The 26,280-nt window shown below is 67.1% G+C and carries 27 protein-coding genes; 13 read left to right on the top strand and 14 right to left on the bottom strand.

The window, feature by feature from the left end; all coding sequences use genetic code 11:
* Positions 1–64 precede the first annotated feature (64 nt).
* Entirely contained in the window at positions 65–1,018 is a 954-nt protein-coding gene (locus tag PO605_RS18695) for a CoA transferase (RefSeq protein ID WP_047471007.1), read from the top strand.
* 331 nt (positions 1,019–1,349) lie between these two features.
* Positions 1,350–3,812 (top strand): EAL domain-containing protein, encoded by a 2,463-nt coding sequence (locus PO605_RS18700; protein WP_043790148.1) that lies wholly within the window; start codon positions 1,350–1,352, stop codon positions 3,810–3,812.
* A gap of 6 nt (positions 3,813–3,818) precedes the next feature.
* On the opposite strand, the gene PO605_RS18705 is transcribed toward PO605_RS18700, so the two are convergent.
* From PO605_RS18705 to PO605_RS18730, 6 genes are all read right to left on the bottom strand, one after another.
* Entirely contained in the window at positions 3,819–6,305 is a 2,487-nt protein-coding gene (locus tag PO605_RS18705) for a YgiQ family radical SAM protein (protein WP_272206728.1), read from the bottom strand.
* Between the two features lie 75 nt (positions 6,306–6,380).
* Positions 6,381–7,373, bottom strand: coding sequence for an AraC family transcriptional regulator (locus PO605_RS18710; RefSeq protein ID WP_017403934.1), 993 nt, complete (start codon positions 7,371–7,373; stop codon positions 6,381–6,383).
* A gap of 108 nt (positions 7,374–7,481) precedes the next feature.
* Positions 7,482–7,685 (bottom strand): hypothetical protein, encoded by a 204-nt coding sequence (locus PO605_RS18715; protein WP_047472810.1) that lies wholly within the window; start codon positions 7,683–7,685, stop codon positions 7,482–7,484.
* On the bottom strand, positions 7,682–9,418 hold the full coding sequence (locus PO605_RS18720) for an FAD-dependent monooxygenase (protein WP_272206729.1): 1,737 nt from the start codon (positions 9,416–9,418) through the stop codon (positions 7,682–7,684). Before PO605_RS18720 ends, PO605_RS18715 begins: the two co-directional genes overlap by 4 nt.
* Positions 9,419–9,526: 108 nt before the next feature.
* The gene (locus PO605_RS18725) at positions 9,527–10,393 is read right to left on the bottom strand and encodes a helix-turn-helix transcriptional regulator (protein ID WP_047472808.1); all 867 of its coding nucleotides are present in this window, start codon (positions 10,391–10,393) and stop codon (positions 9,527–9,529) included.
* A 181-nt stretch (positions 10,394–10,574) separates the two neighbouring features.
* Positions 10,575–10,745 carry a hypothetical protein gene (locus PO605_RS18730; RefSeq protein ID WP_016447134.1) on the bottom strand — a complete coding sequence of 57 codons (171 nt, stop codon included), beginning with the start codon at positions 10,743–10,745 and terminating at the stop codon, positions 10,575–10,577.
* Positions 10,746–10,941: 196 nt separating this feature from the next.
* Between PO605_RS18730 and PO605_RS18735 the strand changes: the two genes are divergently transcribed.
* The gene (locus PO605_RS18735; RefSeq protein WP_047472807.1) at positions 10,942–11,541 is read left to right on the top strand and encodes an IMPACT family protein; all 600 of its coding nucleotides are present in this window, start codon (positions 10,942–10,944) and stop codon (positions 11,539–11,541) included.
* A 21-nt stretch (positions 11,542–11,562) separates the two neighbouring features.
* On the opposite strand, the gene PO605_RS18740 is transcribed toward PO605_RS18735, so the two are convergent.
* On the bottom strand, positions 11,563–12,741 hold the full coding sequence (locus PO605_RS18740; RefSeq protein WP_047472806.1) for a M20 aminoacylase family protein: 1,179 nt from the start codon (positions 12,739–12,741) through the stop codon (positions 11,563–11,565).
* A 10-nt stretch (positions 12,742–12,751) separates the two neighbouring features.
* Positions 12,752–13,735 carry a tripartite tricarboxylate transporter substrate binding protein gene (locus PO605_RS18745; protein ID WP_047472812.1) on the bottom strand — a complete coding sequence of 328 codons (984 nt, stop codon included), beginning with the start codon at positions 13,733–13,735 and terminating at the stop codon, positions 12,752–12,754.
* Positions 13,736–13,869: 134 nt separating this feature from the next.
* On the opposite strand from PO605_RS18745, the gene PO605_RS18750 reads away from it, so the two are divergent.
* A complete protein-coding gene (locus PO605_RS18750; RefSeq protein WP_047472805.1) occupies positions 13,870–14,772 on the top strand; it encodes a LysR family transcriptional regulator in 903 nt (300 codons plus the stop codon).
* Positions 14,773–14,907: 135 nt separating this feature from the next.
* Here the strand turns inward: PO605_RS18750 and PO605_RS18755 are convergent, their stop codons facing one another.
* Together PO605_RS18755 and PO605_RS18760 are read right to left on the bottom strand one after the other, a co-directional pair.
* Positions 14,908–15,105: a hypothetical protein gene (locus tag PO605_RS18755; RefSeq protein WP_156136092.1), complete on the bottom strand. Its 198-nt coding sequence runs from the start codon at positions 15,103–15,105 to the stop codon at positions 14,908–14,910.
* Positions 15,106–15,208: 103 nt separating this feature from the next.
* Entirely contained in the window at positions 15,209–15,499 is a 291-nt protein-coding gene (locus PO605_RS18760; RefSeq protein ID WP_231574459.1) for a hypothetical protein, read from the bottom strand.
* Between the two features lie 294 nt (positions 15,500–15,793).
* On the opposite strand from PO605_RS18760, the gene PO605_RS18765 reads away from it, so the two are divergent.
* Both PO605_RS18765 and PO605_RS18770 read left to right on the top strand, forming a co-directional pair.
* Positions 15,794–16,288, top strand: coding sequence for a hypothetical protein (locus tag PO605_RS18765; RefSeq protein ID WP_047472803.1), 495 nt, complete (start codon positions 15,794–15,796; stop codon positions 16,286–16,288).
* Between the two features lie 237 nt (positions 16,289–16,525).
* Complete coding sequence (locus tag PO605_RS18770) at positions 16,526–17,950, top strand: dihydrolipoyl dehydrogenase (RefSeq protein ID WP_047472802.1); 1,425 nt, start codon at positions 16,526–16,528, stop codon at positions 17,948–17,950.
* Positions 17,951–17,978: 28 nt separating this feature from the next.
* On the opposite strand, the gene PO605_RS18775 is transcribed toward PO605_RS18770, so the two are convergent.
* Positions 17,979–19,799, bottom strand: a complete 1,821-nt coding sequence (locus PO605_RS18775) for an ABC transporter ATP-binding protein/permease (RefSeq protein ID WP_047472801.1) — start codon at positions 19,797–19,799, stop codon at positions 17,979–17,981.
* A 284-nt stretch (positions 19,800–20,083) separates the two neighbouring features.
* Between PO605_RS18775 and PO605_RS18780 the strand changes: the two genes are divergently transcribed.
* Together PO605_RS18780 and PO605_RS18785 are read left to right on the top strand one after the other, a co-directional pair.
* Positions 20,084–20,695 (top strand): chromate transporter, encoded by a 612-nt coding sequence (locus tag PO605_RS18780; RefSeq protein ID WP_126311437.1) that lies wholly within the window; start codon positions 20,084–20,086, stop codon positions 20,693–20,695.
* Positions 20,692–21,300, top strand: a complete 609-nt coding sequence (locus PO605_RS18785) for a chromate transporter (protein ID WP_016447144.1) — start codon at positions 20,692–20,694, stop codon at positions 21,298–21,300. Before PO605_RS18780 ends, PO605_RS18785 begins: the two co-directional genes overlap by 4 nt.
* 111 nt (positions 21,301–21,411) lie before the next feature.
* Here PO605_RS18785 and PO605_RS18790 read toward each other — a convergent pair whose 3' ends face one another.
* Positions 21,412–22,191, bottom strand: a complete 780-nt coding sequence (locus PO605_RS18790) for an SIR2 family NAD-dependent protein deacylase (protein ID WP_047470576.1) — start codon at positions 22,189–22,191, stop codon at positions 21,412–21,414.
* A gap of 58 nt (positions 22,192–22,249) precedes the next feature.
* Positions 22,250–22,888 (bottom strand): TetR/AcrR family transcriptional regulator, encoded by a 639-nt coding sequence (locus PO605_RS18795; protein ID WP_016447146.1) that lies wholly within the window; start codon positions 22,886–22,888, stop codon positions 22,250–22,252.
* 222 nt (positions 22,889–23,110) lie between these two features.
* Here PO605_RS18795 and PO605_RS18800 point away from each other — a divergent pair, with 222 nt between their 5' ends.
* The 5 genes from PO605_RS18800 to PO605_RS18820 all read left to right on the top strand — a co-directional run bounded on the left by PO605_RS18800 (position 23,111) and on the right by PO605_RS18820 (position 25,437).
* On the top strand, positions 23,111–23,614 hold the full coding sequence (locus tag PO605_RS18800) for a VOC family protein (protein WP_047327360.1): 504 nt from the start codon (positions 23,111–23,113) through the stop codon (positions 23,612–23,614).
* Between the two features lie 81 nt (positions 23,615–23,695).
* Positions 23,696–24,118, top strand: coding sequence for a VOC family protein (locus tag PO605_RS18805; RefSeq protein WP_017403916.1), 423 nt, complete (start codon positions 23,696–23,698; stop codon positions 24,116–24,118).
* 47 nt (positions 24,119–24,165) lie between these two features.
* Positions 24,166–24,549 carry a VOC family protein gene (locus tag PO605_RS18810; protein WP_046988004.1) on the top strand — a complete coding sequence of 128 codons (384 nt, stop codon included), beginning with the start codon at positions 24,166–24,168 and terminating at the stop codon, positions 24,547–24,549.
* Positions 24,550–24,557: 8 nt separating this feature from the next.
* Complete coding sequence (locus tag PO605_RS18815; protein WP_272206730.1) at positions 24,558–25,034, top strand: SRPBCC family protein; 477 nt, start codon at positions 24,558–24,560, stop codon at positions 25,032–25,034.
* Between the two features lie 25 nt (positions 25,035–25,059).
* Positions 25,060–25,437, top strand: coding sequence for a DUF1428 domain-containing protein (locus PO605_RS18820; RefSeq protein ID WP_016447150.1), 378 nt, complete (start codon positions 25,060–25,062; stop codon positions 25,435–25,437).
* On the opposite strand, the gene rlmB is transcribed toward PO605_RS18820, so the two are convergent.
* Positions 25,434–26,225 (bottom strand): 23S rRNA (guanosine(2251)-2'-O)-methyltransferase RlmB, encoded by a 792-nt coding sequence (gene rlmB, locus PO605_RS18825; protein WP_016447151.1) that lies wholly within the window; start codon positions 26,223–26,225, stop codon positions 25,434–25,436. The two genes, PO605_RS18820 and rlmB, sit on opposite strands and share 4 nt — an antisense overlap.
* Positions 26,226–26,280: the final 55 nt, after the last annotated feature.

Genomic DNA, 26,280 nt, shown 5'->3' on the forward strand with positions numbered 1-26,280 from the left:
CAGGTACCGGTGCGATCATCCGGGCAGCCGAAACATCGAATGAAGAACGAGACGCTCCATTCCCATGCCAGATCACGCCTGCCTCACTCCCTTCACCTCCTCGCCTGCAGACGGGCTGCCCCTGTCCGGCGTACGCATTCTGAGCCTGGCACTGAACCTGCCGGGTCCCGCCGCCCTGATGCGCTGCGCGGCCATGGGCGCGCAGTGCAGCAAGCTGGAGCCGCCCTCTGCGCAGCCAGGGCCTGCCGGCGCGGACCCGATGGCGCTCTACAGCCCGCAGGCCTATTCCGACATGCACCAGGGCATCGCAGTCTGGCAGGCACAGCTCAAGACCGAGGACGGACAGGCCGCGCTGCACAAGGCGCTGGACAGCGCCGACATCCTGCTGACCTCGTTCCGCCCCGCCGCGCTGGCCAAGCTGGGGCTGGACTGGGCGTCGCTGCAGCAGCGCCATCCGCAGCTGTCGCTGGTGCGCATCGTCGGCAGCGCGGGAGCCCTGGCCGATGTGCCGGGCCATGACCTGACCTATCAGGCCGAGGCGGGGCTGGTACAGGGCGGCGCCATGCCACCCAGCCTGTTTGCCGACATGGCTGGCGCGCTGATGGCCAGCGAGGCCGTGCTCAAGGCCTGGCTGCTGCGCCAGCGCAGCGGCCACGGCAACCTGCAGGAAACAGGACTGGCACAGGCCGCGCAATGGCTGGCCCTGCCCTGGCACTGGGGCCTGACCCGGCCCGACGGAGATGTGGGCGGAGCACACGCAGGCTATCGCGTCTATGCCTGCGCCGACGGTTCGGTGGCCGTGGCGGCACTGGAGCCGCATTTCGCGGCACGCCTGTGCGCAGCAGCATCGGTGCCGGGCGATGGCAGCATCGCCTGCATGCGCAACCCGGCCACGCATGCGGCCCTGGAAGTCTTCCTGGCTGCCCTGTCCTGCGCCGAACTGGCAGACTTGGCCGAGCGCCACGACCTGCCCCTGCATCCGCTCGCCGCTCAGCCAGCGGCCTCGCGCCGCTTGTAGGCGAATGCCGAAAGGCAGCATCTGCGCACGGCCTACAAGCCGCCTGGGTCGCGGCTGCCCGCCGAGTATGAACATGCTGCTGCCGACGACCCTCTTTACCGCGATAGCCTGCTCCTCTTAAATCAGAGCTGCGCATACAACCAGACAACCCGAACACATCTGGAAACACCCATAATCGGCTCATCTGGAGGCAGCCCCATGGTTCGAGAACATCCATCGACCGCCCCGCTATCCGGGATGCGTCAGCCACCTAGCCACTCAGCGCCTGGCCTGCAGCGCATCGGCGCCAGCGCCTAAGGCCGCCGCCGGGTCCCCCTTCCGTCCACCGCCTATGCAAAGCCAGCCCCCAGCCCATGTGCCGGTACTGCAGCTGGTGCAGCGCATCTGGCCCCTGGTGCTGGTGGTCGTGGTGCTGGTGGTCATGGCCAGCGGCAGCCTCTACCTTGTGTCTGCGGTGCGCGCCTTCGTGGCCGGAGAAAGCCTGTGGTCCAAGGCACAGAAGGATGCCATCTACGCCCTGAGCCGCTATGTGGACAGCGGCTCGGCGCGCGACCTGGCGCGCTTCGAGCAGGCCATGATCGTTCCTGCAGGCGACTGGCAGGCCCGCATGGCGCTGGACGATGTGCCAGCCAGGGTCAAGGACGCGCGCGCCGGCATTCTGCTGGGAGGCAACCACCCGGACGATGCTGACGCGCTGATCTGGCTGATGCAGACTTTTCGCCATGTCGAACTGCTGGAGGAGCCCTATCGTTACTGGAAGCAGGGCGACCAGTACCTGCAGCAGCTCGACCGGCTGGCGCAGGAGATAGAGCAGCGCCACACCGTGGGAAGCGTGAGCGCCGAGGACGTCATCACCTGGAAGCGCGAGATCGAGCAGATCAACGCCGGCGTCACACCAGCCACCCAGCAGTTCAGCGCCTCGCTGGGCCGCAGCTCCCGGCAGATGGTGGTGTGGCTGCAGTGCATTCACCTGATGCTGGGCGTGGCGCTGATCCTGGTGGCACTCTGGCATACGCGGCGCATGCTGCAGCAGCGCCAGCAGGTGCAAAACGACCTGCTGACCGAAAAGGAAAGGGCCCAGACCACGCTGGCATCGCTGGGCGATGCCGTGATCACCACGGACGCCCAGGGCGTGGTGGACTATGCCAACCCTGCCGCGCTGGGCCTGCTGGGCAGCAGCGAGCAGCAGCTCAAGGGACGGCACCTGGCCAAGGGCCTGCATTTCAACAGCATCGACACCACCCAGACGGCGGAAAGCCTGCTGACCCATCTGCTGTCGGGTCGGCAATTGCGCGAAGAGCACACGCGGTGGCTGCGGCGCCATGACCGCAGCATCGTGCCGGTCAAGCTCATGGGCTCGGCCATCAGCGGCGGCGGGGAGCGCCCGGCAGGTGCGGTGATCGTGCTCAGGGATGTCTCGCGTGAGCAGCAGTATCTGGACCAGCTTTCCTGGCATGCCAGCCATGACGGCCTGACCGGGCTGGAGAACCGCGTGGAATTCGAGCGCCGCCTGCAGCGCCTGCTCAACCAGGGCCAGCACAGGCTGCGGCCCGCAGCCTTGCTGTACATGGATCTGGACCAGTTCAAGCTCATCAACGAGACCTGCGGCCATCCGGCGGGCGATGAAATGCTGTGCGAGGTCAGCCGTCTGCTGCTGCACAACCTGCGCGAGACAGACACCCTGGCCCGCCTGGGCGGCGACGAATTCGGCGTTCTTCTGGAGAACTGTCCGCCCGAGCCCGCGCTGCGCATTGCCGAAAAGCTGCGCCAGGCTGCCGAAGCCCTGCACGTGCACTGGGGCAAGCAGGTGCTGCGCACAGGACTGAGCATTGGACTGGTCCACATCGGCGGCGAGGTCCAGTCGGCCCAGGACCTGCTGCGCATGGCCGACATGGCCTGCTACCGCGCCAAGGAGCGCGGCCGCAACCGCATCTATGTCTACCGCAGCGACGACGGCGAATACACCCGCCACGTCAGCGAGATGGAATGGGTCACGCGCATACGCACGGCGCTGGAGCAGGAGCGCTTTTGCCTGTACGCACAAAGCATTGCACCGCTGCAGCCCGATGGCCAGCGCGGCCTGCATTTCGAGGTGCTGCTGCGGTTGCGCGACGAGCAGGGCCAGATCATCTCGCCAGCCGCGTTCATACCCGCGGCAGAGCGCTACGGCATCATGCCCACCGTCGACCGCTGGGTGATCGCCAGAACGCTGGCCACGCTGGCCGAGCATCCGGCCGCGCTGCGCCATATCGACACCTGCGCCATCAATCTGTCAGGCCCCAGCCTCGACGACGACGGGCTGCTGGACTTTGTGCAGGCGCAGCTGAGCACGCACGGCATCGCGCCGCAGCTGCTGTGCTTCGAGATCACCGAGACCAGCGCCATCGCCAGTCTGTCCAGCGCCACCCGGCTGATCCAGGCCCTGCGCACGCTGGGCTGCCGTTTTGCGCTGGACGACTTCGGCGTGGGCATGTCCTCGCTGACCTATCTGAAGCAGTTGCCCGTGGACTATCTGAAGATCGACGGCGGCTTCGTGCGCGACATGCTCCAGGACCCCAGCAACCACGCCATGGTGGAGATGATCAACCGCATAGGCCATATCCTGGGCAAGCGCACGGTGGCCGAGTATGTGGAAAGCCGGGAGATCGCCCAGGCCCTGCAGGCCGTGGGCGTGGACTACGCACAGGGCTTTGCCCTGGCGCGGCCCGTGCCGCTGGACACGCAGTACTTCGAAAGCGGTGCCCAGGCCGCCCGCCGCGAATGGCAGGGCACGCTGGCGCCGGCAGTCGGCTGAGGCGCCTCAGCGCGGCTTGCGCCCGCCCGGCGCGGCCTTGCGGCCGGCCCCGGCAGCGCCTGCGGAGCCGCCCACGCCAGGGCGCGGTGGCAGGCCCGTGTGCTGGGTCAGCATGCGGCCGGGCTTGGGCTGGCTGGAGCGCAAGCGCACGTCGCCTCCGGGGTCGCGGGCCTGTGCCTGCGCCTTGCCCGGCCCCGCACTCTTGCCACCGGCCTTGTTGAGGGCATAGGCCTTGCCCTGCTGGGAGACCACGGCACGCGCGGCCACGCCCGTTCCCTGGGTGCTGTTCTTGCGGCGCGCGCTCCGGTAGCCGCCATCGACCAGGGGCTGGAAGGTGGGGATCAGGTGCTGCTTGCCGTTGCCGATGAGGTCGGCACGGCCCATGGCCTTCAAGGCCTCGCGCAGCAGCGGCCAGTTGTTGGGGTCGTGGTAGCGCAGGAAGGCCTTGTGCAGGCGGCGGCGCTTTTCACCGCGCACGATGTCCACCGACTCCTCGTTCACGTCGCGCATCTGGCGACGCACCTTGGTGAGGGTGTTGCGACCCGAGTGGTACATGGCCGTGGCCGTGGCCATGGGGCTGGGGTAGAAGGTCTGCACCTGGTCGGCGCGAAATCCGTTCTTCTTCAGCCAGATGGCGAGGTTCATCATGTCCTCGTCGCTGGTGCCCGGGTGGGCGGCGATGAAGTAGGGAATCAGGTACTGCTTCTTGCCCGCTTCCTCGCTGAACTGCTCGAACATCTGCTTGAAGCGGTCATAGCTGCCTATGCCCGGCTTCATCATCTTGGTCAGCGGCCCGGATTCGGTGTGCTCGGGCGCGATCTTCAGGTAGCCGCCCACATGGTGCTGCACCAGTTCCTTGACGTACTCGGGCGACTTCACGGCCAGGTCGTAGCGCAGGCCCGAGCCGATCAGGATCTTCTTGATGCCCGGCAGATTGCGCGCGCGGCGGTAGATCTTGACCAGCGGGGCATGGTCGGTGTGCAGGTTCTGGCAGATGCCGGGGAACACGCAACTGGGCTTGCGGCAGGCGGCCTCGATCTCGGGGCTCTTGCAGCCCAGGCGGTACATGTTGGCCGTGGGGCCGCCCAGGTCGGAGATGGTGCCGGTGAAGCCCTTGACCTTGTCGCGGATGTCCTCGACCTCCTGGATGATGGACTCCTCGGAGCGGCTCTGGATGATGCGGCCTTCATGCTCGGTGATAGAGCAGAAGGTGCAGCCGCCGAAGCAGCCGCGCATGATGTTGACCGAGGTGCGGATCATCTCCCAGGCCGGGATCTTGGTCTCGCCCTCATGGCTGCCGTTGGCGTCGGCATAGCTGGGATGGGGGCTTCGCGCATACGGCAGGCCAAAGACCCAGTCCATCTCGGCCGTGGTCAGCGGGATGGGGGGCGGGTTCAGCCACACATCGCGCGCGGTCACGCCTTCGCCGTGGGCCTGGACCAGGGCGCGGGCGTTGCCGGGATTGGTCTCCAGGTGCAGCACGCGGTTGGCGTGGGCGTAGAGGATGGGATCGGCCTTGACCTGCTCGTAGCTGGGCAGGCGCAGCACGGTCTTGTCGCGCGGCGGCTGCTTGCCCTTGCCGCGCAGCGACGGGTTGGGCACGAACTGGATGGTCTGAACGGCGGCGACCGAGGCGCCGTCCGGCTTAGCGTCGGCATCACCCTCTTCCTTGGAGCAGGTCTGGCCCTGGGCCTCGGCCTGCTCGCTGGTGGTCATGTAGGGGTTGATGTGGGGCTCGACCACGCCGGGCTCGTCCACCACGGAGGAATCCAGCTCGAACCAGCCCGCTTCCGACTCGCGGCGGAAGAAGGCCGTGCCGCGCACATCGGTAATGCTTTCCACGGGCTCACGCGCAGCCAGGCGGTGGGCCACCTCGACCAGGGCGCGTTCGGCGTTGCCGTACAGCAGGATGTCGCACTTGCTGTCCACGACGATGGAGCGGCGCACCTTGTCGCTCCAGTAGTCGTAGTGGGCGATGCGGCGCAGGCTGCCCTCGATGCCGCCCAGCACGATGGGCACGTCCTTGTAGGCCTCGCGGCAGCGCTGGCTGTAGACGATGGCCGCGCGGTCAGGGCGCTTGCCGCCCACGTCGCCCGGCGTGTAGGCATCGTCGGAGCGGATCTTGCGATCGGCCGTGTAGCGGTTGATCATGGAATCCATGTTGCCCGCCGTCACGCCCCAGAACAGGTTGGGCCGGCCCAGGGCCTTGAAGGCCTCGGCGCTTTGCCAGTCAGGCTGGGCAATGATGCCCACGCGAAAGCCCTGTGCCTCCAGCACCCGGCCGATCACCGACATGCCGAAGCTGGGGTGATCCACATAGGCGTCGCCCGTCACCAGGATCACGTCGCAGCTGTCCCAGCCAAGCTGTTCCATCTCGGCCCGGCTCATCGGCAGGAACGGGGCCGTGCCGAAGCGCTTGGCCCAGTAAGGACGATAGCTGGTCAGCGGCTTGGCGGCGCGATGGAAGAAGGAAACGTCAACGGGGGCGTTCATGATGGGCGGTTCGGCTTCTGGGAGCCTGTGCGGAAGGAACCGGCCAGTGTACGTTTCGGCACTCAACCCTGCTGGTCAAGGGTCTTGCTCCAGCCCCCTGATACGGCCTTCCTGCTGCTGCCAGCCCGACCTCTTTGCGGCCTCCTGCGCCAGCCAGGCCTTGGGCGTGTGCCCGGACCAGCGGCGAAATGCCCGTGCAAACACCTTCGGCGAGTCGTAGCCCGCGTTCTCGGCGATGCGGGCCGATGACAGCCCGCCGGCCTCCATCTGCTGGGCGGCCAGCGCCATGCGGTGCGCCGTCAGATAGCCGATGGGCGTGGCACCCACCAGCTCCTTGAAACGCATGCTGAAGCGGGTGCGCGACATGCCGGCCTCGATGGCCAGCGTCTCCACGCTCCAGGCCCGCTGCGGTTCGCGGTGCATGCACACCAGGGCACGCGCAACACAGGCGTCGCCCAGGCCCCGCAGCCAGCCTTCGCCAATGGCAGTCTCGCGCGCCAGGTGCTCGCGCAGGATGTTGACCAGCAGCAGCTCGCCCATGCGCGCGGCCGACAGGCGCCAGCCCGGGCGCCGCGCCAGCGTCTCCAGCGTGAGCGACTCCATGGTGGTGGCCAGGCAGCCGGCCAGCGGCAGGTCGCTTGCCCGGATGTGGATCAGCGGCGGCAGGATGCGGAACACCGAATGACGGCAGTAGGCGGAAAACCACAACAGGGCCGAAAACATGTCCGTGGCCTCGCCGCCGCCGCCATGGCTGAAGACCAGGGGATTCTCGTCCCGCGGTCCTTCGGCGTGGCGGGCGATCATGCGCGAGAACAGCTCGCTGGCAACGTCCATGTCGGACGCCACCACATGCGCGGCGCCCATGGGCAGCATGACCAGATCGCCGGGCTCGACCCGCAGCGCCGGCATGCCCTCCACCTGGATCCAGTAAGGCGCGCCGCGCGCCATGCGGATCATGGCGCCGGTGACGCCCGTGGACTTCAGGCTCCACGGCGCCGTCAGCGCAAAGCGCGCCGTGACGGCGCGCTCCGAGCGGCAAATATCGAGAACTTCACTGAGTACATCCATGGCTCGCGGGACCCTTGTTTTCGGGCCGATGTTAGCCAGTGCCGGCCATGCCACGGCCCGTCGGCACCCCGACAGCGATAGCGGTTTTCCCTGGAGCGCGACTACGCACTAGAGATCCTGCTGCGCCGCCTGCACCAGCTCCGAGAACACGGACGCGCTGCCCAGCCGTTCGGCCGCCAGCAGCGCCAGCTTGACCAGGAACAGCTCGGACCGCTGCGGGCCCGCCGTGTCGATGGCTGTGGCCAGCTGGTCGTAGACAGTTTCCAGGCCGGCGATTTCGAGGGTGTGGGGTGATGTCTGTTCTTGGCTCATGCCGGAACTCCTTGCGTGCAGGTGGCGTTGTCGATGGCCGATTGCAGGCGCCGGGCATCCAGCGCCAGCCAGCGCGCGCAGACATGCTGATCGGGCCGCAGCAGATAGGCGGCACCAGGCGGGTGCCCTGCCGGCACGCCATGGCGTGCACGGCAGCGGCCATCTGCATCGGCCAGGGTCAGATCGGCACCCTGGACCGGCTGCGCGGCCGCCTGGCTGGAGATGGCCACGATGCGCAGGCCCACGCCACGGCCGCGCGCCATCCTGGCAACTTCGCACCACTGTGCAGGCACGGGTGTGCCATCGGTGAAATACAGCAGGTCGAATCCACCGCCCAGGTGGTCCAGCAGATAGTCATCGGGCCCCAGGCGCAGGTTCAGCGGCGGTGCGCCATGGCCAGGGCCGGCTTCAAACAGGTGGTTGTCGTCATCCGCGCTGTTGAGCGGCGAGTGCGCGTATTCGTGCGGCCGGGAGGTGCGCCAGTGGTACAGCGGCCGCACGAATTCCTGGGTGAGCGACAGCGACAGCACGGCATCGCGCAGCAGCCGGAAGCCGCGCGAGGGCGGCGCCATGAAGCGCGTGCTCTTGCCGGCCTCTTCGACAATCTCGCGCGCCGCGCCCACGCGCTCGCCGCTGTAGCTGTCCAGCAGCCTCACCGGCGCCACGCCGCGCGCCACCAGGGCCAGCCGCCAGGCCAGGGCCTGGGCATCCTGAAAACCCGTGTTGGCACCGCGCACGCCGAAGATGGGCAGCATGTGGGCCGCATCGCCCGCGAAGATCACGCGGCCGTGCACATAGTCCGGCAAGGTCAGCGCGCGGGCGGAGTAGACCGAACTCCAGTCCATTTCCCAGGGCGTGCCGCCGAAGCCGATCATCTGCAGCTGCGCGTCGATGCGCGCCTTGAGCGATTCGGGCTGCAGCGCCTGCTGCGCGTCCTCGCCCGCAGGCAGTTGGTAGTCCACGCGCCAGATGCCATGCGGCTCGCGGTGCATGAGGATGGTGTTGCCGGGGTTCCAGACCGGGTCGAAGAAGGCCAGGCGCTCCGTGGGCAGTGGCAGGTCGATGCGGATGTCGGCGATCACGAAGCGGCCCTCGTACGACGCCCCCTCCATCACCAGGCCCATGGCCGTGCGTATGCCGGAGCGGGCGCCATCGGCGGCGACCAGCCAGTCGGCCTCCATCGCATACGGGCCTTGCGGCGTGTCCACTTGCAGCCGCGCCTTTGCGGCGGCGCCGCTGCCGACCTGCTCCACCCGGTCCACGCGGTTGCCCCAGCGCAGCTCGATCAGCGGATGGGCCAGCACCGCATCGACCAGGTATTCCTCCAGGTACTGCTGCTGCAGATTGGTCATGGGATGGAAGCGATCGTCCTCGCTGTGCGGCGCCTCCATGCGGAACACGCGCTGCCCCCGGTAGAACGAGTTGCCACAGCGCCAGGGCAAGGCGTTCGCCATGACCCGCTCGGCCACGCCCACCTGCTGCAGGATCTCCATGGAGCGGCGCGTGAAGACGATGGCGCGGCTGCCTTCGGACACCTGCAGTTCGGACTCCAGCAGCACGCAGCGCTGGCCGTGGCGCGCCAGCTCCAGCGCCGTGGTCAGCCCCACAGGGCCCGTGCCGACGATGACGACAGGATGGCGCTGCACCCCTGGATGCTGCGAAGGCAGCCAGGGCTGGTGCACCCGGTACCGGTAATAGATGGAGTGCCGCGGCTGGGCATGGGGCTGGTGCATGGATGTCTCCGTCTTGCGTCTTGCGTCTTTGTGAGGCCGCAGTGTAGGCAGCCCCCGCTCCGGCAATGTCCCCGGATGGGGACAGACAGGACCCTACAGCCCCCAGGCTCAGGACAGCGCCTCGGGCTCCATCAGCAAGGCAAACAGCTCGCGCTGCCCCTGCACGCCCAGCTTGCCGCAGACGCGCTTGAGATAGGTCCGGGCACTGGCCACCGTGATGCCCAGGCGCTGCGCCAGCCGCTCGGTGTCCAGCCCCTCGACCACGCAGCGCACCACATCCATATCGCGTTGCGTGAGATGCGCAAAGCGCCGCGCCAGGCGCGCCAGCACCAGGCCCGCCAGATCGTCCTGCAGGGCCTGGCCCGCGTAATGCAGGCGCATGGCCTGCATGACCAGCGGAGCAAAGGCCTCGATGCGTGCAATGGACTGCGGGTCAAAGCCGCCGTGCTCCTCACCCCGGTACAGATTCACCGCCAGCCAGCGTGCGCCGGTCTGCAGGGTCAGCAGCGAAAGCCGCTCCACCAGGCGGGGCAGGTCATAGCAGACACGGCGGTACTCGGGATGGCTCACGTCCGAAGGCTTCTGGCGATGGAGCCAGACGCGCGCTGGCGCCTGGGGATTGCGCTGCTGCCGCGCCAGCTCGGCCTGCATCACGCGCTGCGCGCCGTCCAGTGGATAGAAGCGCTCGCTGTAATCCTGGGAAATCAAAGGCAGTGCGCCTGTGCGTGCCCGGTCCCCGAACCCCACGATGCGCGGCCGAGATCGCCCCTGGAACGAAAAGATCGTGCACTGCGCCAACGGCACATGCCGGCCCAGCAGGTGCAGCAGCTGCCCGGCCACCTCGTCGCTGCTGGCGCTGGAGCGGCCCACCTGCTCCAGCAGCGCCGTCACATCGCCCAGCGGCACAGGCAGGCTGGCATCGCTGGCGCAGGCAGGTGCCAGCAGCCAATGGCTGCGGACGGTGTCATTGCTCATGGGTGCGGGAACAGGCCGTGGCAGGAATGCAAAAAGGCCGGTGCATTGCGCAGCCGGCCTGGGTGAAGATGTTGGAATGATAAATCCAGCGCAGCGAGGCCATTGCCTGCTGCGTTCCTGTCGGCGGTCGTTGGAGCCGCTCAGCCTGGCCGGATGGCCCTTGGCTGCACGGCTGCAGCCATCACCATTCGCCTACGTTGCGAATGCGCTGGTCCAGGTCCAGAGGAAGGCCGCCACCGGCGGCTTCATGGTCCTGGCCTGCCTGCTCCAACGCCATGGGCGGAGGACTGAAATGATCGCGGCCAAAGGTGTGTTCGGTGAGAACGGGATCGCGGGAAGGTGGGGTGTTCATGGTTGCGCCTCCTTGACAGAAAGCTTACTGCGAATCTTTCACGATTTCTGTAGGACAAACCTGGATGCAACCCTCTGAAGCTGAAATAACACAAGGTACGCATGCTCACAAATGTGTAGCGCTTCGTAATAAAGGCGTAATGAATCCATGCGCCAAATCCCGGGCCAGGGGCGATCGGGTAAGCTTGCCGCCCTCCATGCCACAGACACTCCGCGCACCCGCGCACAGCGAACTCCTCATCAAGAAAAGCCGTTTCATCGGCTGCGTGCAGCCCATGGCTGACCGCGCCAGCGCCCAGGCCGTGGTCGATGCGCTGCGCCGCGAGCACCCGGGCGCCGCCCATGTCTGCTGGGCGCTGCTGGCAGGCGGCCAGTCGGCTGCGGTCGATGATGGCGAGCCCGGTGGCACGGCAGGCCGCCCCATGCTGGATGTGCTGCGCCACCAGGACCTGGAAGGCGTGCTGGCCACCGTGGTGCGCTACTTCGGCGGCGTCAAGCTGGGCGCCGGCGGCCTGGTCCGCGCCTATACCGATGCCGTGGCCCAGGCCTTGCTGACCGCCGAGAAGGTGACGCTGCAGCGCATGCAATCGCTGCGCTGCGCCGTGCCCTATGCGCTGGAAGGCCTGGTGCGCCGCGAGATCGATGCGGCAGGCGCCGAGCTGCTCCAGGTCGAGCATGGATCGCTGGTGCAGTTCGATCTGCGCCTGCCGCAATCCCAGGCCGAAGGCTTTGTGGGCCGCCTCAATGAGGGCGGACAAGGACGCGTGGGCTGGATGGAGATCCACCACGGCGAGTGAAATGCGCCGGGCCGAACCCGTTCAACCGGCCACCAGAAACCGCTGCGCCAGCAGAACCCAGTACGCCGCTCCCACGGCGATGTTGTCGTCGTTGAAGTCATAGCCCGGGTTGTGCACCATGCAGGCGCCCTGCTCGCTTGCATGGCCATTGCCGATCAACAGGTAGCTGCCGGGCACGCGTTGCAGCATGAAGGCAAAGTCTTCGCTGCCCGGCAAGGGTGGCGCCTGCAGCGTGACATGTTCCGGGCCCAGCAGCTCCAGCGCGATCTGGCGCGCGAAGTCCGTCTCCTTGGGCGTGTTGACCAGCACGGCATAGCCGGGTCGCCAGTCGAGTTGCGCCTGCACGCCGAAGCTCTCGGCCTGCGCACTCACCAGGTCGCGAATGCGCTGCTCCAGCAGCCTGCGCACATCGGCATCCAGCGCACGCACGCTCAACTCCAGCACCGCGCTGTGGGCGATCACGTTGTTGGCCTTGCCCGCATGGATGGCGCCCACGGTCACCACCGCCATCTGCAGCGGATCGATGTTGCGCGAGACGATGGTCTGCAAGGCCATGACGATGCTGGCGGCCGCAACGATGGGGTCGGCCGCGCGGTGCGGCATGGCACCATGCCCGCCCACCCCGGTGAGCGTGAGCGTGGCGTAGTCGGAAGACGCCATGGCTGCGCCCTCGCGCAGCGCCAGCCTCCCTTGGGGCATGCCCGGCATGTTGTGCATGGCAAAGATGGCGTCGCAGGGGTGGCGCTCGAACAGCCCGTCTTCCATCATGCGCAAGGCCCCGCCGCCACCCTCCTCCGCAGGCTGAAAGATCAGCGTGAGCGTTCCGTCGAAGCCGCCGTGCTCGGCCAGATGCCGGGCCGCCGCCAGCAGCATGGCCGTATGGCCGTCATGCCCGCAGGCATGCATCACGCCGTCATGCGTACTGGCATGGGCGAAGGCATTGGCCTCGGTGATGGGCAGCGCGTCCATGTCGGCGCGCAGGCCCAGACGCCGGTGGCCGCTGCCGCGCACCAGCCGCCCCACCACGCCCGTGCCGCCCAGGCCGCGTTCCACCTCGTATCCCCATTGCTCCAGCTGCTGCGCGACCAGGGCGCTGGTGCGATGTTCCTCGAAGCCGAGCTCGGGGTGCCTGTGGATGTCGCGGCGCAGCTCGACGAAGGCTGCGGCCGAGCCGCGCAAAGTGTCCAGAAGGGTGTTCATGTGCGGCGTCTCACTGGGGTTGCAGGCGGATGGAGCGGGCAATGCTGCGGTAGCGGGCGGTCTCGGCCTCATAGAACTGCGCCGCTTCGGCCAGCGACATGGGCGCCGCGGCCAGTTGGGTCTGCAGGGCCAGTTGCTCGCGCACGCCCGGGTCCTTGAGCATGGCGCCTATCGCCTGGTGCAGCCTTTGCACCACCTCCTGCGGCGTGTCCTTGCGCACCAGGAAGCTGGTCCAGGTCTTGTAGGCGAAGTTTTTCAGCTCCCGGCCCTCACGCACCGTGGGCACATTCTTGAGCAGCTCCGATCGCTGCTCCCCCAGCTGGCCCAGGATCTTGAGCCGGCCCTGCTCGGCCAGCGCGCCCATGGCAGCGCTGTAGACGAGCACAGCGAAATCGACCTGCCCGCTGCCGATGTCCTGCAGCAGCGGCGCATTGCCCTTGTAGGGCGCATGCATGAGTTGTATGCCGGCGTCCTGCTGCACCTTCTCCAGGATCAGGTGGTAGAGCGAGCCAATCCCGACACTGCCGTACGACAGCGGCCGGCTGGCGCTTTTGCGGGCCAGCGCGATCAGCTCATCCACGTTGCCAGCTTCCAGGTCCTTGCGGGCGACAAACACCATCACGGCCTCGGCCACGGGATGGACCAGGCGGAAATCCTCCGCCTTGAGCCGCACGGCGGCATTGGCCAGCGGCGACAGGATCACCTCGTTGGGCGAGCCCTGGAAGACGTAGTGCCCGTCGGGCGGAGCGGCCAGCACTTTCTGCGCGGCCATGGCGCCGCTGACGCCGCCCAGGTTCTCCACGATGACCTGCTGGCCCAGGGTCTTGGACAGCGGCACGCTGAAGATGCGGGCAATGGCATCCGAAGGGCCGCCGGCCGGATAGGGAACCATCAGGCTTACGGGCCTGGAGGACGGGCTCTGCGCACAGGCCAGGGCCGCGCTCAGCAACAGGCCGGCGCCCGTCAGCCAAACGCGCTGGAACAAAAATCTCATCATGTCTCCTTGGTGGATGGCTCCGGCTCGGTCGGCCGGATACGCGGCATCCTAGGAGCCGGGTCATCGAACGTCCAATGCATTGTTGGCTGCATTAGCATGAGTTTCATGCAGACTTCAGGGCGCGAAAAATCATGACGCTGGTGCAGCTCAGGCATCTCATATCGGTGGCGCAGACCGGCTCCTTCAGCCGCTCGGCCGAGGCCATGCATCTGACACAGCCGGCCCTCAGCCGCAGCGTGCGCGCGCTGGAGCAGGAGCTGGGCATACCCTTGTTCGACCGCATCGGCCGCCACAGCGAACTCACAGCCTTCGGCCGCGAGATGCTGGGACGGACACGCGCCCTGGTGGCTGAAGCCGACGAGCTGCGTGACAGGGGGCGCCAATTGCGCGAGGGTGCGGCCGGCACCGTGCGTGTGGGCCTGGGATCGGGCCCCGGCGCAATATTGATGACGCCGTTCCTGCAGCACATGACCGTGCACCATCCCGGCGTGCGAACCGAGGTGGCGCGCGGCAGCACCGATCTGCTGGTGCACTCGCTACGCGAGCGCCTGCTCGATGCCCTGGTCGTGGACCTGCGCGCGCTGCGGCCCGCACCCGACCTTGCGCTGGACGTCGTGCACGAAATGCGCGCCGCCTTCATGTGCCGCACCGACCATCCACTGGCCCGCCTGCAGCGGGATCTGCGCTTCGAGGATGTGCAGCGCTACCCCGTCGCCTCCACACCATTGAGCGACCAGGTGGCCTGGCTGCTGGTGGAGACCTATGGCGCCACGGCCCACCCGGCGCGGTTCGTCACACTGCAGTGCGAGGAGTTGCCCAGCCTCGTGGACGTTGCGCGCAACAGCGACACCGTGCTGCTGGCCGTGCGCGCCGTCGCCCCGGACCTGGCCGAATTGCCCATGGACCCGCCCATGCGCAGCACCGCCCGCTTCGGGCTGGTCACGCTGCGTCAGCGCAGCGAGGCGCCGACGCTGGCAATCCTGCGAGGGCTGATGGTCGATTTGATGTGCGATGGCCCTCCAGCCGTCGCATAGGCAAGGCCTCTGCCCTGCCCGGCCAGGCTGAGGCCTCTGCAAGGGCTGACAAGGACCACAGGCAGCGCTTCAGCGGCGGTCTTGGGTCGGCCACCAGGGATATGCGAAATCGGCTTGAAACGAAGGCAGTTGTGCTCAAAACAGAAAATGATCATCGATCAGTTTTTGCTGGACATCTTTACCCATTCCAACCAATGAAGAATATCCACCAAAAGAGTAAATTGGATTTTCCAATGACCACATCCCTATACTATTTACTCGGACTCCACATGACCAAAAAGCCGCAATGGCAACTGACACTGCCGCTGTAAATCTTGCATATCGCTTTTTCATAAAATCACCTTTTTTGGATTTGAAATGATTTCAGGCTTTCATGGCGCACACAGGTTCTGTATGAAAGCGTGCGTCGCAAGCTGCGTGACTTCGCTTTTGCCTGTCATATAGCAGCCATCCTGGCGGTGATGGCCGCCGCGTTGCAGTTGCGCCCCGGCGACAGGCGCACAAGGTCTGCCGCACTGCCCGGCGCCAGCGACACGAAGCCTGCGGACGAGCCGTCGCTCTCTGCACAGGCGCCCACGACATGGCCGCTGTTGTTGATGTCCAGGCCTACGCATTGCGGGCCTGCCGACGTGCCCACGTCCTGCATGGGCAGGGCCTGCGCGGCCGGCAGTGCCAGCAACGCTAGGCACGCAACGGAAAAATTCAAATGCTTTGGCTGAAGGCGCATGAAGGGTTCTCCTGAAAAAGCAAAGAAGTCGTTCATGGAAATCGGGCGCCGAACAGGAAATCCGCATGGGGCTTGGCATATGCGCGCCGGTGCAGACTCTATTTCCGTGATCCGCATCCCGGCTCCACGATAGGCATCGCGGTATGGAGCCGTCCATCCGAGCAGCAATCAAAACGACAAAAACCATCAACAAAATCAAAAGCTTGCACGAGAAGCCCCCATCAATAATTGTCTCATCGGCATCCGGGATTCAGGCCATGCCATAGCGCAGCGCCATATGAATGGGGGCTCTCCATGGCAATCACACACTGCCTGACATCCGACAGCGCATGGCCGAATGGCGCAATTCGCCGCCGCTGGAGTCCGGCAGAACTGCTGGCACTCGAACGCTGGGCCGGCGTCCTGCCCGTGCAGGTGATCTGCCGCCGGCTGGACCGCAGCGAACGCTCCGTTCGCTGCCAGATGCACAGGCGCGGCCTGAGCACCCGGGTCCGCGAAGGCGTCGGGCTGAGGCAGGTCTGCGAGGATCTGCAGCTTTCTGCACGGTCGGTGAGGGCCTTCATCCTCGATGGCCGCCTGCGCCTGCACAGCGCACAGGTGCATGGCGAGACGGTGGCGCAGCTTCATTGGTCCCTGCGCCGCTGGCTGCAAACAGCCCAAAGCCGCTTGTGCCGTGTCAGCCATTTGAGGGTTACCGAGACATCCCTCAGGCGCTTTGCGCGGGAAGCGGATTTCGGCGCATCAGGCAGCCGCACGGGCGCGGCATGGCAACACTGGGCATCCGGCTAGCCCCTGCGCGGCACCGGCCGGGCCCTGGATGTCCAGCAGCGGTTTCGGCCCTTCGCCTACGACTGCCGCGAGCGCCAGCATGCAGACTGGCACGCATGTCCCATGGCAGGCGAGGCAGTCATCTCGACCATCTGTCGGCACTTCAGTCGGCACTCCCGTCGGCACACCTTTCGGCACATCCACCGGCAGCGGAGACCTCCACGGGACCTGGTGCCACAGTCAAAGGAATCAGACAGCATGAAAAACCCACCCACCACCGCCCTCGACGTGATCATCGTCGGTGCCGGCTCGGCCGGACTGTCGGCACTGCGCGAGGTGCGCAAGCACACGGAGCATTTCGCCATCGTCAACGACGGGCCCTGGGGAACGACCTGTGCGCGGGTGGGATGCATGCCGTCCAAGCTCCTGATCGAGGCGGCCAACGCCTTCCATGCACGCCATCACTTCGATGCCTTCGGCATACGCGGCGCGAGCGGGCTGCAGCTGGACCTGCCCGCCGTTTTGCGCCGCGTGCGCAAGCTGCGCGACGAGTTCGTGGCAAGCACGATCAAGGCCACGGAGGGCCTGGGCTGGCGGGCCATCGACGGGCGTGCCAGGCTGCTGGCGGCCAATCGGATCGAGGTCAATGGCAAGGTGCTGGCTGCGCGCAAGCTCATCCTCGCTCCAGGCTCCAGCCCCGTGGTGCCGGAGGAATGGAAGCGCTTTGGCAAGCGCATCCTGACCACCGACACCTTGTTCGAACGCAAGACGCTGGGCCCGCGCGTGGCCGTCGTCGGCCTGGGCCCGCTGGGCGTGGAGATCGCACAGGCGCTGGCACGGCTGGGACTGGAGGTCACCGCACTGGGACGCGGCCCGAAGCTTGCCGGCCTGTCCGACCCGAATGTCACCGACGCATTGCGGCATCTGCTTGAGAAAGAGATGACGGTGATCACCGACCATGAAGTGCAGTTGAGCAAGGGCCCGGACAGCAGCATCGTCGTGCGTGCAGGCGACACCCGCATCGTCGTGGACCATGTGGTGGCCGCCATGGGTCGGCGCCCGCAGCTCGAAGGCCTGGGCCTTGAGACGCTGGGACTTGAGCTGGACGAACACGGCCAGCCGCCCGTAAGCCGCGAGACACTGCAGGTCGGCGAGCTGCCGCTGTTCCTCGCGGGCGATGCCAATGGCGACCGCCCCTTGCTGCATGAGGCCGTGGACGAAGGCCATATTGCCGGCACCAACGCCATGGCAGAGAACGTGGCCTGCTTCGAGCGGCGCACGCCGCTGTCCATCGTCTTCAGCTCGCCCAACGCGGCCGTCGTGGGCCAGCCCATGAAGGCGCTGCTGGGGCAGGACTTCGTGGTGGGCCGCGTGGATTTCGCGCACCAGGGGCGTGCGCGCGCTGCGCAGCACAACGCGGGCCTGCTTCACGTCTATGCGGACCCGGCCAGCGGCCGGCTGCTGGGCGCGGAAATGTGCGCGCCGGCCGGCGAGCATCTGGCCCATCTGCTGGCCCTGGCCGTGCAGCAGCAACTGACCGTGCACGAGTTGCTGCGTGCGCCCATCTACCACCCCGTGCTGGAAGAGGGCCTGCGCACCGCCTTGCGCGATGCGGTGCGCCAGCTGCCCCAGCAGCCGCCCTCCGACCTGAGCAACTGCGATTCTTTGCCCATGGACGATTGATCGCGCGCGGCCCAGGGCCGCACGCGGATCAATCCTGGGGCGCGCTCTGCGGTGCGCTTACTTCCGACAGCGTCCACCCGCCATTGCCATCGACCGCCAGCGCGTGGGTATGGAAACCCGCCAGCGTGCTGCGGTGGCCCACGCTCACCAGCATGGTCGAGCGCATCTGCTCGCGCAGCAGCGTGTACAGCGCATGCTCCAGGCCCTCGTCCATGGCCGAGGTGGATTCATCGAGAAAGACGATGGCGGGCCGGTTGTACAGCACGCGCGCAAAGGCCAGGCGCTGCTGCTCGCCAATCGACAGGATGCGGGACCAATCCTGGTTGACATCCAGTTTGTCGGCCAGATGGGCCAGGCTGACCTGGCGCAGCGCCTGTTGAAGGCGCTCGTCGTCCTGCGGTGAAGCATCCATCGGATAGGCAATGGCCGTACGCAGGTCCCCCAGCGGCAGATACGGGCGCTGCGACAGGAACAGCGCCTGGTGGCCGCCCGGGCGGCCCACCGTGCCCTGGGCATGCGGCCACAGGCCGGCAATGGACCGCAGCAAGGTGGTCTTGCCGCTGCCCGAAGGCCCCTTGATCAGCAGCGCCTGGCCGGGAGTGAGCTTGAGTTGCAGGTCGCTGAGCAGGTGGTGGCCGTCCGGGCGGCTGACCTGCAGACCCTCGATGTCCAGGGCGCCGGGTTGATCTTTGTGGACGACCTGGGGCAGTTCGCGGGTCTGGGCATTGGCATCCAGAAAGCCGCACAGGCGGTCCAGCGCGGCGCGGTACTGGGCGAAGGTGTCGTAGGAGGTGCGGAAAAATGACAGCGCATCCTGCACCTGCCCAAAGGCCTGCGAGGTCTGCATCACATCACCGAGCTTGATGGCACCGCTGAAAAAGCGCGGCGCCTGCAGCAGAAAGGGAAAGACCACGGCCACCTGGTTGACGGTGAGGTTGAAGCCGTCGAACTTCAGGCTGCGGTAGACCAGCGCCCAGACATTGGCGATCAACGCCGAAAAGCGCGTCAAAAGCGTGTTGCGCTCGATGGCCGCGCCCTGGTAGAAGGCGATGTTCTCCGCATATTCGCGCACGCGCACCAGGGCGTAGCGGAAGTTGGCGGTCAGCCTCTCGTTCAGGAAGTTCAGCCGGATCAGCGGCTGGCCCAGGCGAAAGGCGATCAGCGTGGCGACGATCACATAGAGGTAGACCGCGAACACCATGGCCCGCGGAACCTCCACGCCCGCCACGGCAATCGGGGCAGACAGCCCCCAGAGAATGCCCGTGAACGCCACCAGCGAGACCACCGCGCTGACGGCACCCAGCGCCAGGGTCAGCGAGTTCGAGACAAAGGTGTTCACATCCAGCTCGATGCGCTGGTCGGGGTTGTCCACCGGCTCGTCCAGGAAGTGGCTGCGATAGTAGGCATCGCCGCGCATCCAGTCGGTGGTCACGCGCTCGTTGAGCCACACCCGCCAGCGGATGCGAAACGCCTGGTTCACATAGAAATTGAACAGCTCGCGCAGGATGTGGACCGTGGCCAGCACCGCAAAGATACCCAGGAAGCGCCAAAAGCCCTTCTGGTCCAGTTCCTGCAGCGCGCTGTAGAAGCCGTTGTACCAGTAGGAAAACAGCACGTTCATGCGCACCGAGACCAGGGCCAGCACCAGCAGCAGCGTGAACACCAGCAGCGGCCACCAGCTGTTTCTGGGGTGCAGGAACGGGCCGGCCAGCTGCCAGAACTGCCGACCCCAGCGGGTGAATCGAACCACCAGCAGCGCCACGGCCGCGAAAGCCACGACGGTGATCACTGAGGCCGCCGCCAGCCAGACCAGGCTTTCCTGCAGCGCCTTGCTCCAATCCATGTCCATGTCGGAGATCCTCGGGTTGTGTGGGTGGAGAGAATCTACTCCTGTTCAGACAGGCCGGCGGGCAGGCCTGGGCGCATGCCGGCAGCAAGCCATCTGCGCTTGCAATGCCCCCATCGCCGTTGCCGATGGGGCCGCTGCCGACAAGGCCGCTGCGCAGGATTAACATTCCGTGCGTGCCGCCCCGGCGGCACGCACGAAGACAGGACCGGCCCGCGCGGTTCCCCCACGACAACAGCGATGCCCTCCCGGGGCCCTGCCCGGGCGGCTCAGACACAAGCCAGAACATGCCCGCATCGCCGCCCCAGGCCCTCCCGCCACACGACCCCGCCGATGTGCCGGCCCGGCGTCCCGCCCCCGTCAATCTGCGCGATCTGTTCTGGTCCTTCACCTGGCTGGCCCTGCAGGGCTTTGGCGGTGTGCTGGCCGTGGTACAGCGCGAGCTGGTCGAGAAAAAGCGCTGGCTGACCAATGAAGAGTTTGTGGAGGACTGGGCCGTGGCCCAGATCATGCCCGGCCCCAATGTGGTCAACCTGTCCATCACCATTGGCGAGCGCTACTTCGGCTGGCGCGGTGCCGTGGTGGCCGTGTGCGGCATGCTGTGCTTTCCCATGTTGCTGGTGCTGACGCTGACCGTGATCTATTCCCAGCTGGCCGACCACCCCGCCGTGGCCGGCGCGCTGCGCGGCATGGGCGCCGTCGCAGCCGGCCTGGTGGCGGGCATGGGCCTGAAGCTGGCCAGCACGCTGAGCCGCCACCCGCTGGGGCGCTGGTGCAGCGCGGGCCTGGCGCTGGCCTCGTTCATTGCCATGGCGGTGATGCGCATTCCGCTGGCCTGGGTGCTGCTGGTGGTCGGCGGCGCGGGCTGCGTGCTGACCTGGAGAAAGCTCACGCCATGAATGCTGCCCACCAGATTGCACTGAGCCTGCAGCCCGCCGACTGGTTGCAGTTGCTGCTGTATTTCCTGACGCTGTCGCTGATGGCCGTGGGCGGGGCCATTGCCACGGCGCCCGACATGCACCGTTTTCTGGTCGATGGCCATGGCTGGCTCAGTGAGGCGCAGTTCAGCTCCTCCATCGCCATTGCCCAGGCGGCGCCCGGGCCCAATGTGCTGTTCATCGCCCTGCTGGGATGGAACCTGGGCCTGAACGCAGGCGGAGGCACGGGCCTGCTGGCCTGGGCCTTTGGAGCACTGGGGGTGACCATCTGCATGATCGGCATCCTCTTGCCCAGTTCGCTGCTGGCCTGGCAGGCATCGCGCTGGGGCCAGCGCAACAGGAACCGGCGCGGCGTGCGGGCCTTCAAGCAGGGCATGGGCCCTCTGGTCATCGGCCTGCTGCTGGCCACGGGCTGGCTGCTGGGCACGGGCAGCGGCCGCCCCGCCCAGGATTGGCGCCTGTGGCTGCTGACCCTGGTCTGCGCCCTGCTGGTCTGGCGCACGCGCATCCACCTGCTGTGGCTGCTGGGCGCCGGCGCGGCGCTGGGAGCGCTGGGCTGGATCTGAGCGGATGCGCGAGAGGGAGGGGACTGCCCCGGTTGTGCGTCAAAAGAAGCCGCCATGGCGCAAGCCCCTTCCCTCCCCCTGGGCCGCGTCAGGCGGCCTGCCCCTCCGCCTTCAGTCGCCCAGCAGCAGCGGGAGCACCTGTGCCGACGGGCCGCGCAGGCATTGGTGGGCCGCGTCATCCAGCTCGGACGGTGCGGGATTGATCACGGCCACATGTGCGCCCGCCCTGCGTGCGATTCGCGCCAGCCCTGCAGCCGGGTACACGGCGCCCGATGTGCCCACCACCAGCAGCACATCGCAGTGCTGCACCGCCGCCTCGGCGGCCTGCCACACGCCCATGGACAGGGACTCGCCGAACCAGACCACGCCCGGGCGCACCAGGTTGCCGCAGACGGCGCACTGCGGCGGCTCGCCCGGCTTCACCTGGGCCAGATCGCAGCATGCGCGCGGCCTTTCCAGCCATCGGTCCCGCATCAGCTCACCATGCAGGCACAGCACGCCGGGGCTGCCTGCGCGCTGGTGCAGGCCATCGACGTTCTGCGTGACCAGCGTCATGCGGCCCGGGTGGCGCAAGGCCCATTGCGCCAGCGCATGGTGGCCGGCGTTGGGCTGCACCGCAGCCACGGCTTCGCGCCGGTGCGCATACCACTGCCAGACGCGCTGCGGATGCGCGCGAAAGCCTGCCTCGCTGGCCATGTCCTGCGGGTTGAACTGTGCCCAGTAGCTGTTCTTGTCGTCGCGAAAGGTGGGTACGCCGGATTCGGCGCTGACGCCTGCGCCCGTGAGCACCGCGATATGGGCTGCACGCGCGATGCGGTCGCGCAGCTCGCCCTGGCCGGCCAGTTCAGGCTCGGCGGGGGAAGGCGAGGAAAGGGAATGTTCGTCGGGCATCGGGGCGGCGATGGAAAAAATGGCAGGCCATTGTGAGGCAGTGTCGCCCCGCCACGCATCAAATGCCTTTTTCCACCATCTCCAGCAGGCGCAGCGCCAGCGCGCGCCGCTGCTCGGCGGTGGCGTGGCGCAGCGGCCCGTCTATCACCAGCAAGGCCATGCCGTGCACCGCGGACCAGGCCAGGAACTCGGCCTGGGGCCGGCGCTCGGCAGGCAGCACGCCGGCCTCGGCCATGCTGTCCAGCGCATAGCCCAGCAGCTCGAACGGGTTCAGTCCCATGGCCGCTGCACGCGTGGTGTCGGGCGGCAGGTCCACGTCGTACTCGACCGAAGCAAAGGCCGTGCGAAACCAGCCGGTCTCCGTCTGGGCAAAGCCCAGATAGCCGCGCCCCACGGCGGCCAGCAGCGCGCGTGAGCGCTGCAGCACATCGGGCAGGGTGCGCGCCTGGGCCATTTCGGCCTCGATGGCTGCGGCCAGTGCGCCCAGGGCCGCAGCGCGCACGGCATCAAACAGCGCTTGGCGGTTGGCAAAGTGACGATAGGCTGCATTGGGCGCCACGCCCGCCCGGCGCGTGGCCTCGCGCAGCACGATCGCCTGGGGACCGCCTTCACGCGCCAGCGCCAGGCCAGCCTCGACCAGGGCCTGGCGCAGGTCGCCATGGTGATATGACTCACGCCTGACACGTCGCTGCGTCACTGTTTTGCTTCCTTTTTTCTGCGTGGCCACATCACCCGAGAGGGAAGACAGCCCTGCCCCGCCGATTTACAGCTTGACACCGAAGCTGACAGCGCTTGATGTGGACAGCGTCCATTTTAGTCCCTAGCATATGTGAACGGCGTACACACGCCGGGCAGAAATCGATAAAAAGCCGGCATCAAACGGCATAAAACGGTTATCACCGTCACCAAGGAGACAAGCATGGCTTTGCACACCGGCCGCATACAGCCCTGCCTCTGGTTCGACAACCAGGGCGAGCAGGCGGCGCGCTTCTATACGGAAGTCTTTCCCGATTCCCGCATCACGGCCATTGCGCGCTACGGCGAAGCAGGCCACGACATCCACGGCAGGCCGGCGGGCAGCGTGATGACGGTGCAATTCGAGCTGGAAGGCCAGCCCTTTCTGGCGCTCAACGGCGGCCCCATGTTCCGCTTCAACGAGGCCGTCTCGCTGATGGTCAGTTGCGATACACAGGACGAGATAGACCACTACTGGGGCGCCCTGTCCGAGGGCGGCGACCCGGCGGCGCGTCAATGCGGCTGGCTCAAGGACCGCCATGGCCTGTCGTGGCAAATCGTTCCGTCCCAGATGGCGAACTGGATGGGAGGCCCCGACATGGCCGCCGCCCAGCGCGTGATGCAGGCCCTGCTGGGCATGCAAAAGCTGGACATCGCCGCTCTTGAGCGCGCGCATGACGGCGGCTGAAGCCTCCTGGTCCCCTCCTCCCGTCGTCCCGTCCTCCCGTTCCTCCACTCCCCTCGCCACCGTCCCTCCCAGGAGCGTTCCATGCAATTCATCCCCTATCTGAACTTCAACGGCAACTGCGCCGAGGCCTTCGCCTTCTACGCCAGGCTGTTCGGCGGCACCATCGTGCACCAGAGCACCTTTGGCGAGACGCCGGGCATGGAGCAGATGCCCGAGGCCGACAAGCGCCTGATCATGCATGCCCACCTGCAGGTCAAGGACCAGGCGCTGATGGCCTCGGACGCCACCGACAACTGCGGTGGCGGCGGCTACCAGCAGGCCCAGGGCATGTGGATCTCGATCGGCGTGGACGACGCCACCGAAGGCGGCCGCATCTTCAACGCGCTGGCCGAGGGCGGCAAGGTGACCATGCCCTTCCAGGCCACGTTCTGGTCGCCGGGCTTTGGCATGGTGACGGACCGCTTCAACACACCCTGGATGGTCAACGTCAAGGGCGAGGCCTGAACAAGGCCGGCCGACACATTGCCTCTGTCACCCACGAAGGAGTCCTCATGAACGCCAATCCCGTCGTCTGGTTCGAGATCCATGTGCAGGACATGGCGCGTGCGCGCCGGTTCTATGAAACCGTCTTCCAGGGCAAGCTGGAGCACCTGCCCGCGCCCGATGGCTCCGACAGCCAGGAGATGCTGTCCTTTCCGATGGACATGACAGGCCCCGGCGCGAGCGGAATGCTGGTGCGGATGGACGGCGCACCTTCCGGCGGCGGCGGCACGCTGGTCTATTTCGGCTGCGAGGACTGCGCCATAGAACAGGGGCGCGTCGAGGCCGCAGGCGGGCGCATCGAGCAGGCCAAATTCTCCATCGGCCCCCACGGCCACTGCGCCGTCGTGGTGGACACCGAGGGCAACCGCATCGGCCTGCACTCCATGCAATGAGGAGCACCATGACAGCACAAGACCTTCCCGAACACGCCAACGACCTGGTGCTCACGCGCCTGTTCGACATCCCCGCCGACAGGCTCTACCGCTGCTGGACCGAGCCGGCGCTGATCCAGCAATGGTTTGCACCCAGCCCCTGGGGCGTGGCCCGGGTGGACAACGACGTGCGGCCCGGCGGCCACAGCCTCATCGTCATGCGCAGCCCCGAAGGCCAGGAGATGCCCGGCAGCGGTGTTTACCTGGAAGTCATTCCCAACCGGCGCCTGGTCTTCACCGACGCCTTCACCCAAAGCTGGGTGCCAGCCGACAAGCCCTTCATGACGGGCATCGTCACCTTCGACCCCGAAGGTAGCCAGACCCGCTATACCGCCCGGGTGCGCCATTGGAATGCCGCCGACCGCGCCCAGCACGAGGCCATGGGCTTTCACAGCGGCTGGGGCCAGTGCGCAGACCAGTTGGCGGAACTCGCAGCCCGGCTCTGACGCCGGTTTTCACCAGGAGAGCACCATGCACTACATCGACGGATTCGTACTGCCCGTTCCCCGGGCCAACCTGCAGGCCTACCGCGAGGTGGCCGAGGCCGCAGGCAAGGTCTGGATGGAATACGGCGCGCTGCAGTACTGGGAATGCGCGGGCGACGACGTGCCCATGGGCAAGCTGACCTCGTTTCCCCAGGCCGTGCAGCTCAAGGAAGGCGAGATCGTGTTCTTTTCATGGATCGTCTATGCCTCGCGCGCGGAGCGCGACCGCATCAATGCCGCCGTCATGAAGGACCCGCGCATTGCCTCCATGGACCCGGCCACCATGCCCTTCGACGCCAAGCGCATGTTCTGGGGCGGCTTCGAGAGCGTGGTGGAGCTGGGCGCCGACGGCGCGCCAGCCTAGATCTGGTCGGCCGGGGCGGCGGATACGGCAGGCGTGGTGCCCAGGCCGCGCTGGCGCAGCGCCTCGTACAGGCACACGCCGCTGGCCACGGACACATTGAGGCTGGAGACGGCACCCATCATGGGAATGCCGATCAGCTCGTCGCAGGTCTTGCGCGTGAGCTGGCGCATGCCGTCGCCTTCTGCGCCCAGCACCAGGGCCGTGGGGCCCTTGAGGTCCACCTCGTACAGGGTCTTGGGCGCATCGTCGCTGGTGCCGATGATCCAGATGTCGCGCTCCTTGAGCTCGTTGAGCGTGCGCGCCAGATTGGTGACCATGAAATAGGGCACGGTCTCGGCCGCGCCGCTGGCCACCTTGGCCACGGTGGCGTTCACGCCCACCGCATGGTCCTTGGGGGCAATCACCGCATGGGCGCCTGCGCCATCGGCCACACGCAGGCAGGCGCCGAGGTTGTGCGGATCGGTCACGCCGTCCAGCACCAGCAGCAGCGGGTTGCTGACGCCATCGGCCTCCAGCTGCTCCAGCAGTTCATCCAGCGAATGCACCTGTGCCACCGCCTCCACGCGCGCGGCCACGCCCTGGTGGCCGTGGCTGCCGGCGAGCTTGGCCAGGCGTTCACCGTCGGCCTCGATCAGCCGGACGCCGGCCGACTTGGCGCGGTCGAGGAACTGGCGCATGCGCGCATCACGGCGCGTGGCCTCGTAGTAGACCTCGATGATGGATTGGGGCGCGGTCTTCATGCGCACGCCGACGGCGTGGAAGCCGAAGAGAACTTTGGGGGACGACATGGGGCGCGATTATCCCGCCAATTGGGCGCAGCCCCGGCACCCGCCGGACGAAGCC

This window comes from Delftia sp. DT-2, assembly GCF_028401915.1.
Lineage (GTDB): Bacteria > Pseudomonadota > Gammaproteobacteria > Burkholderiales > Burkholderiaceae_C > Comamonas > Comamonas tsuruhatensis.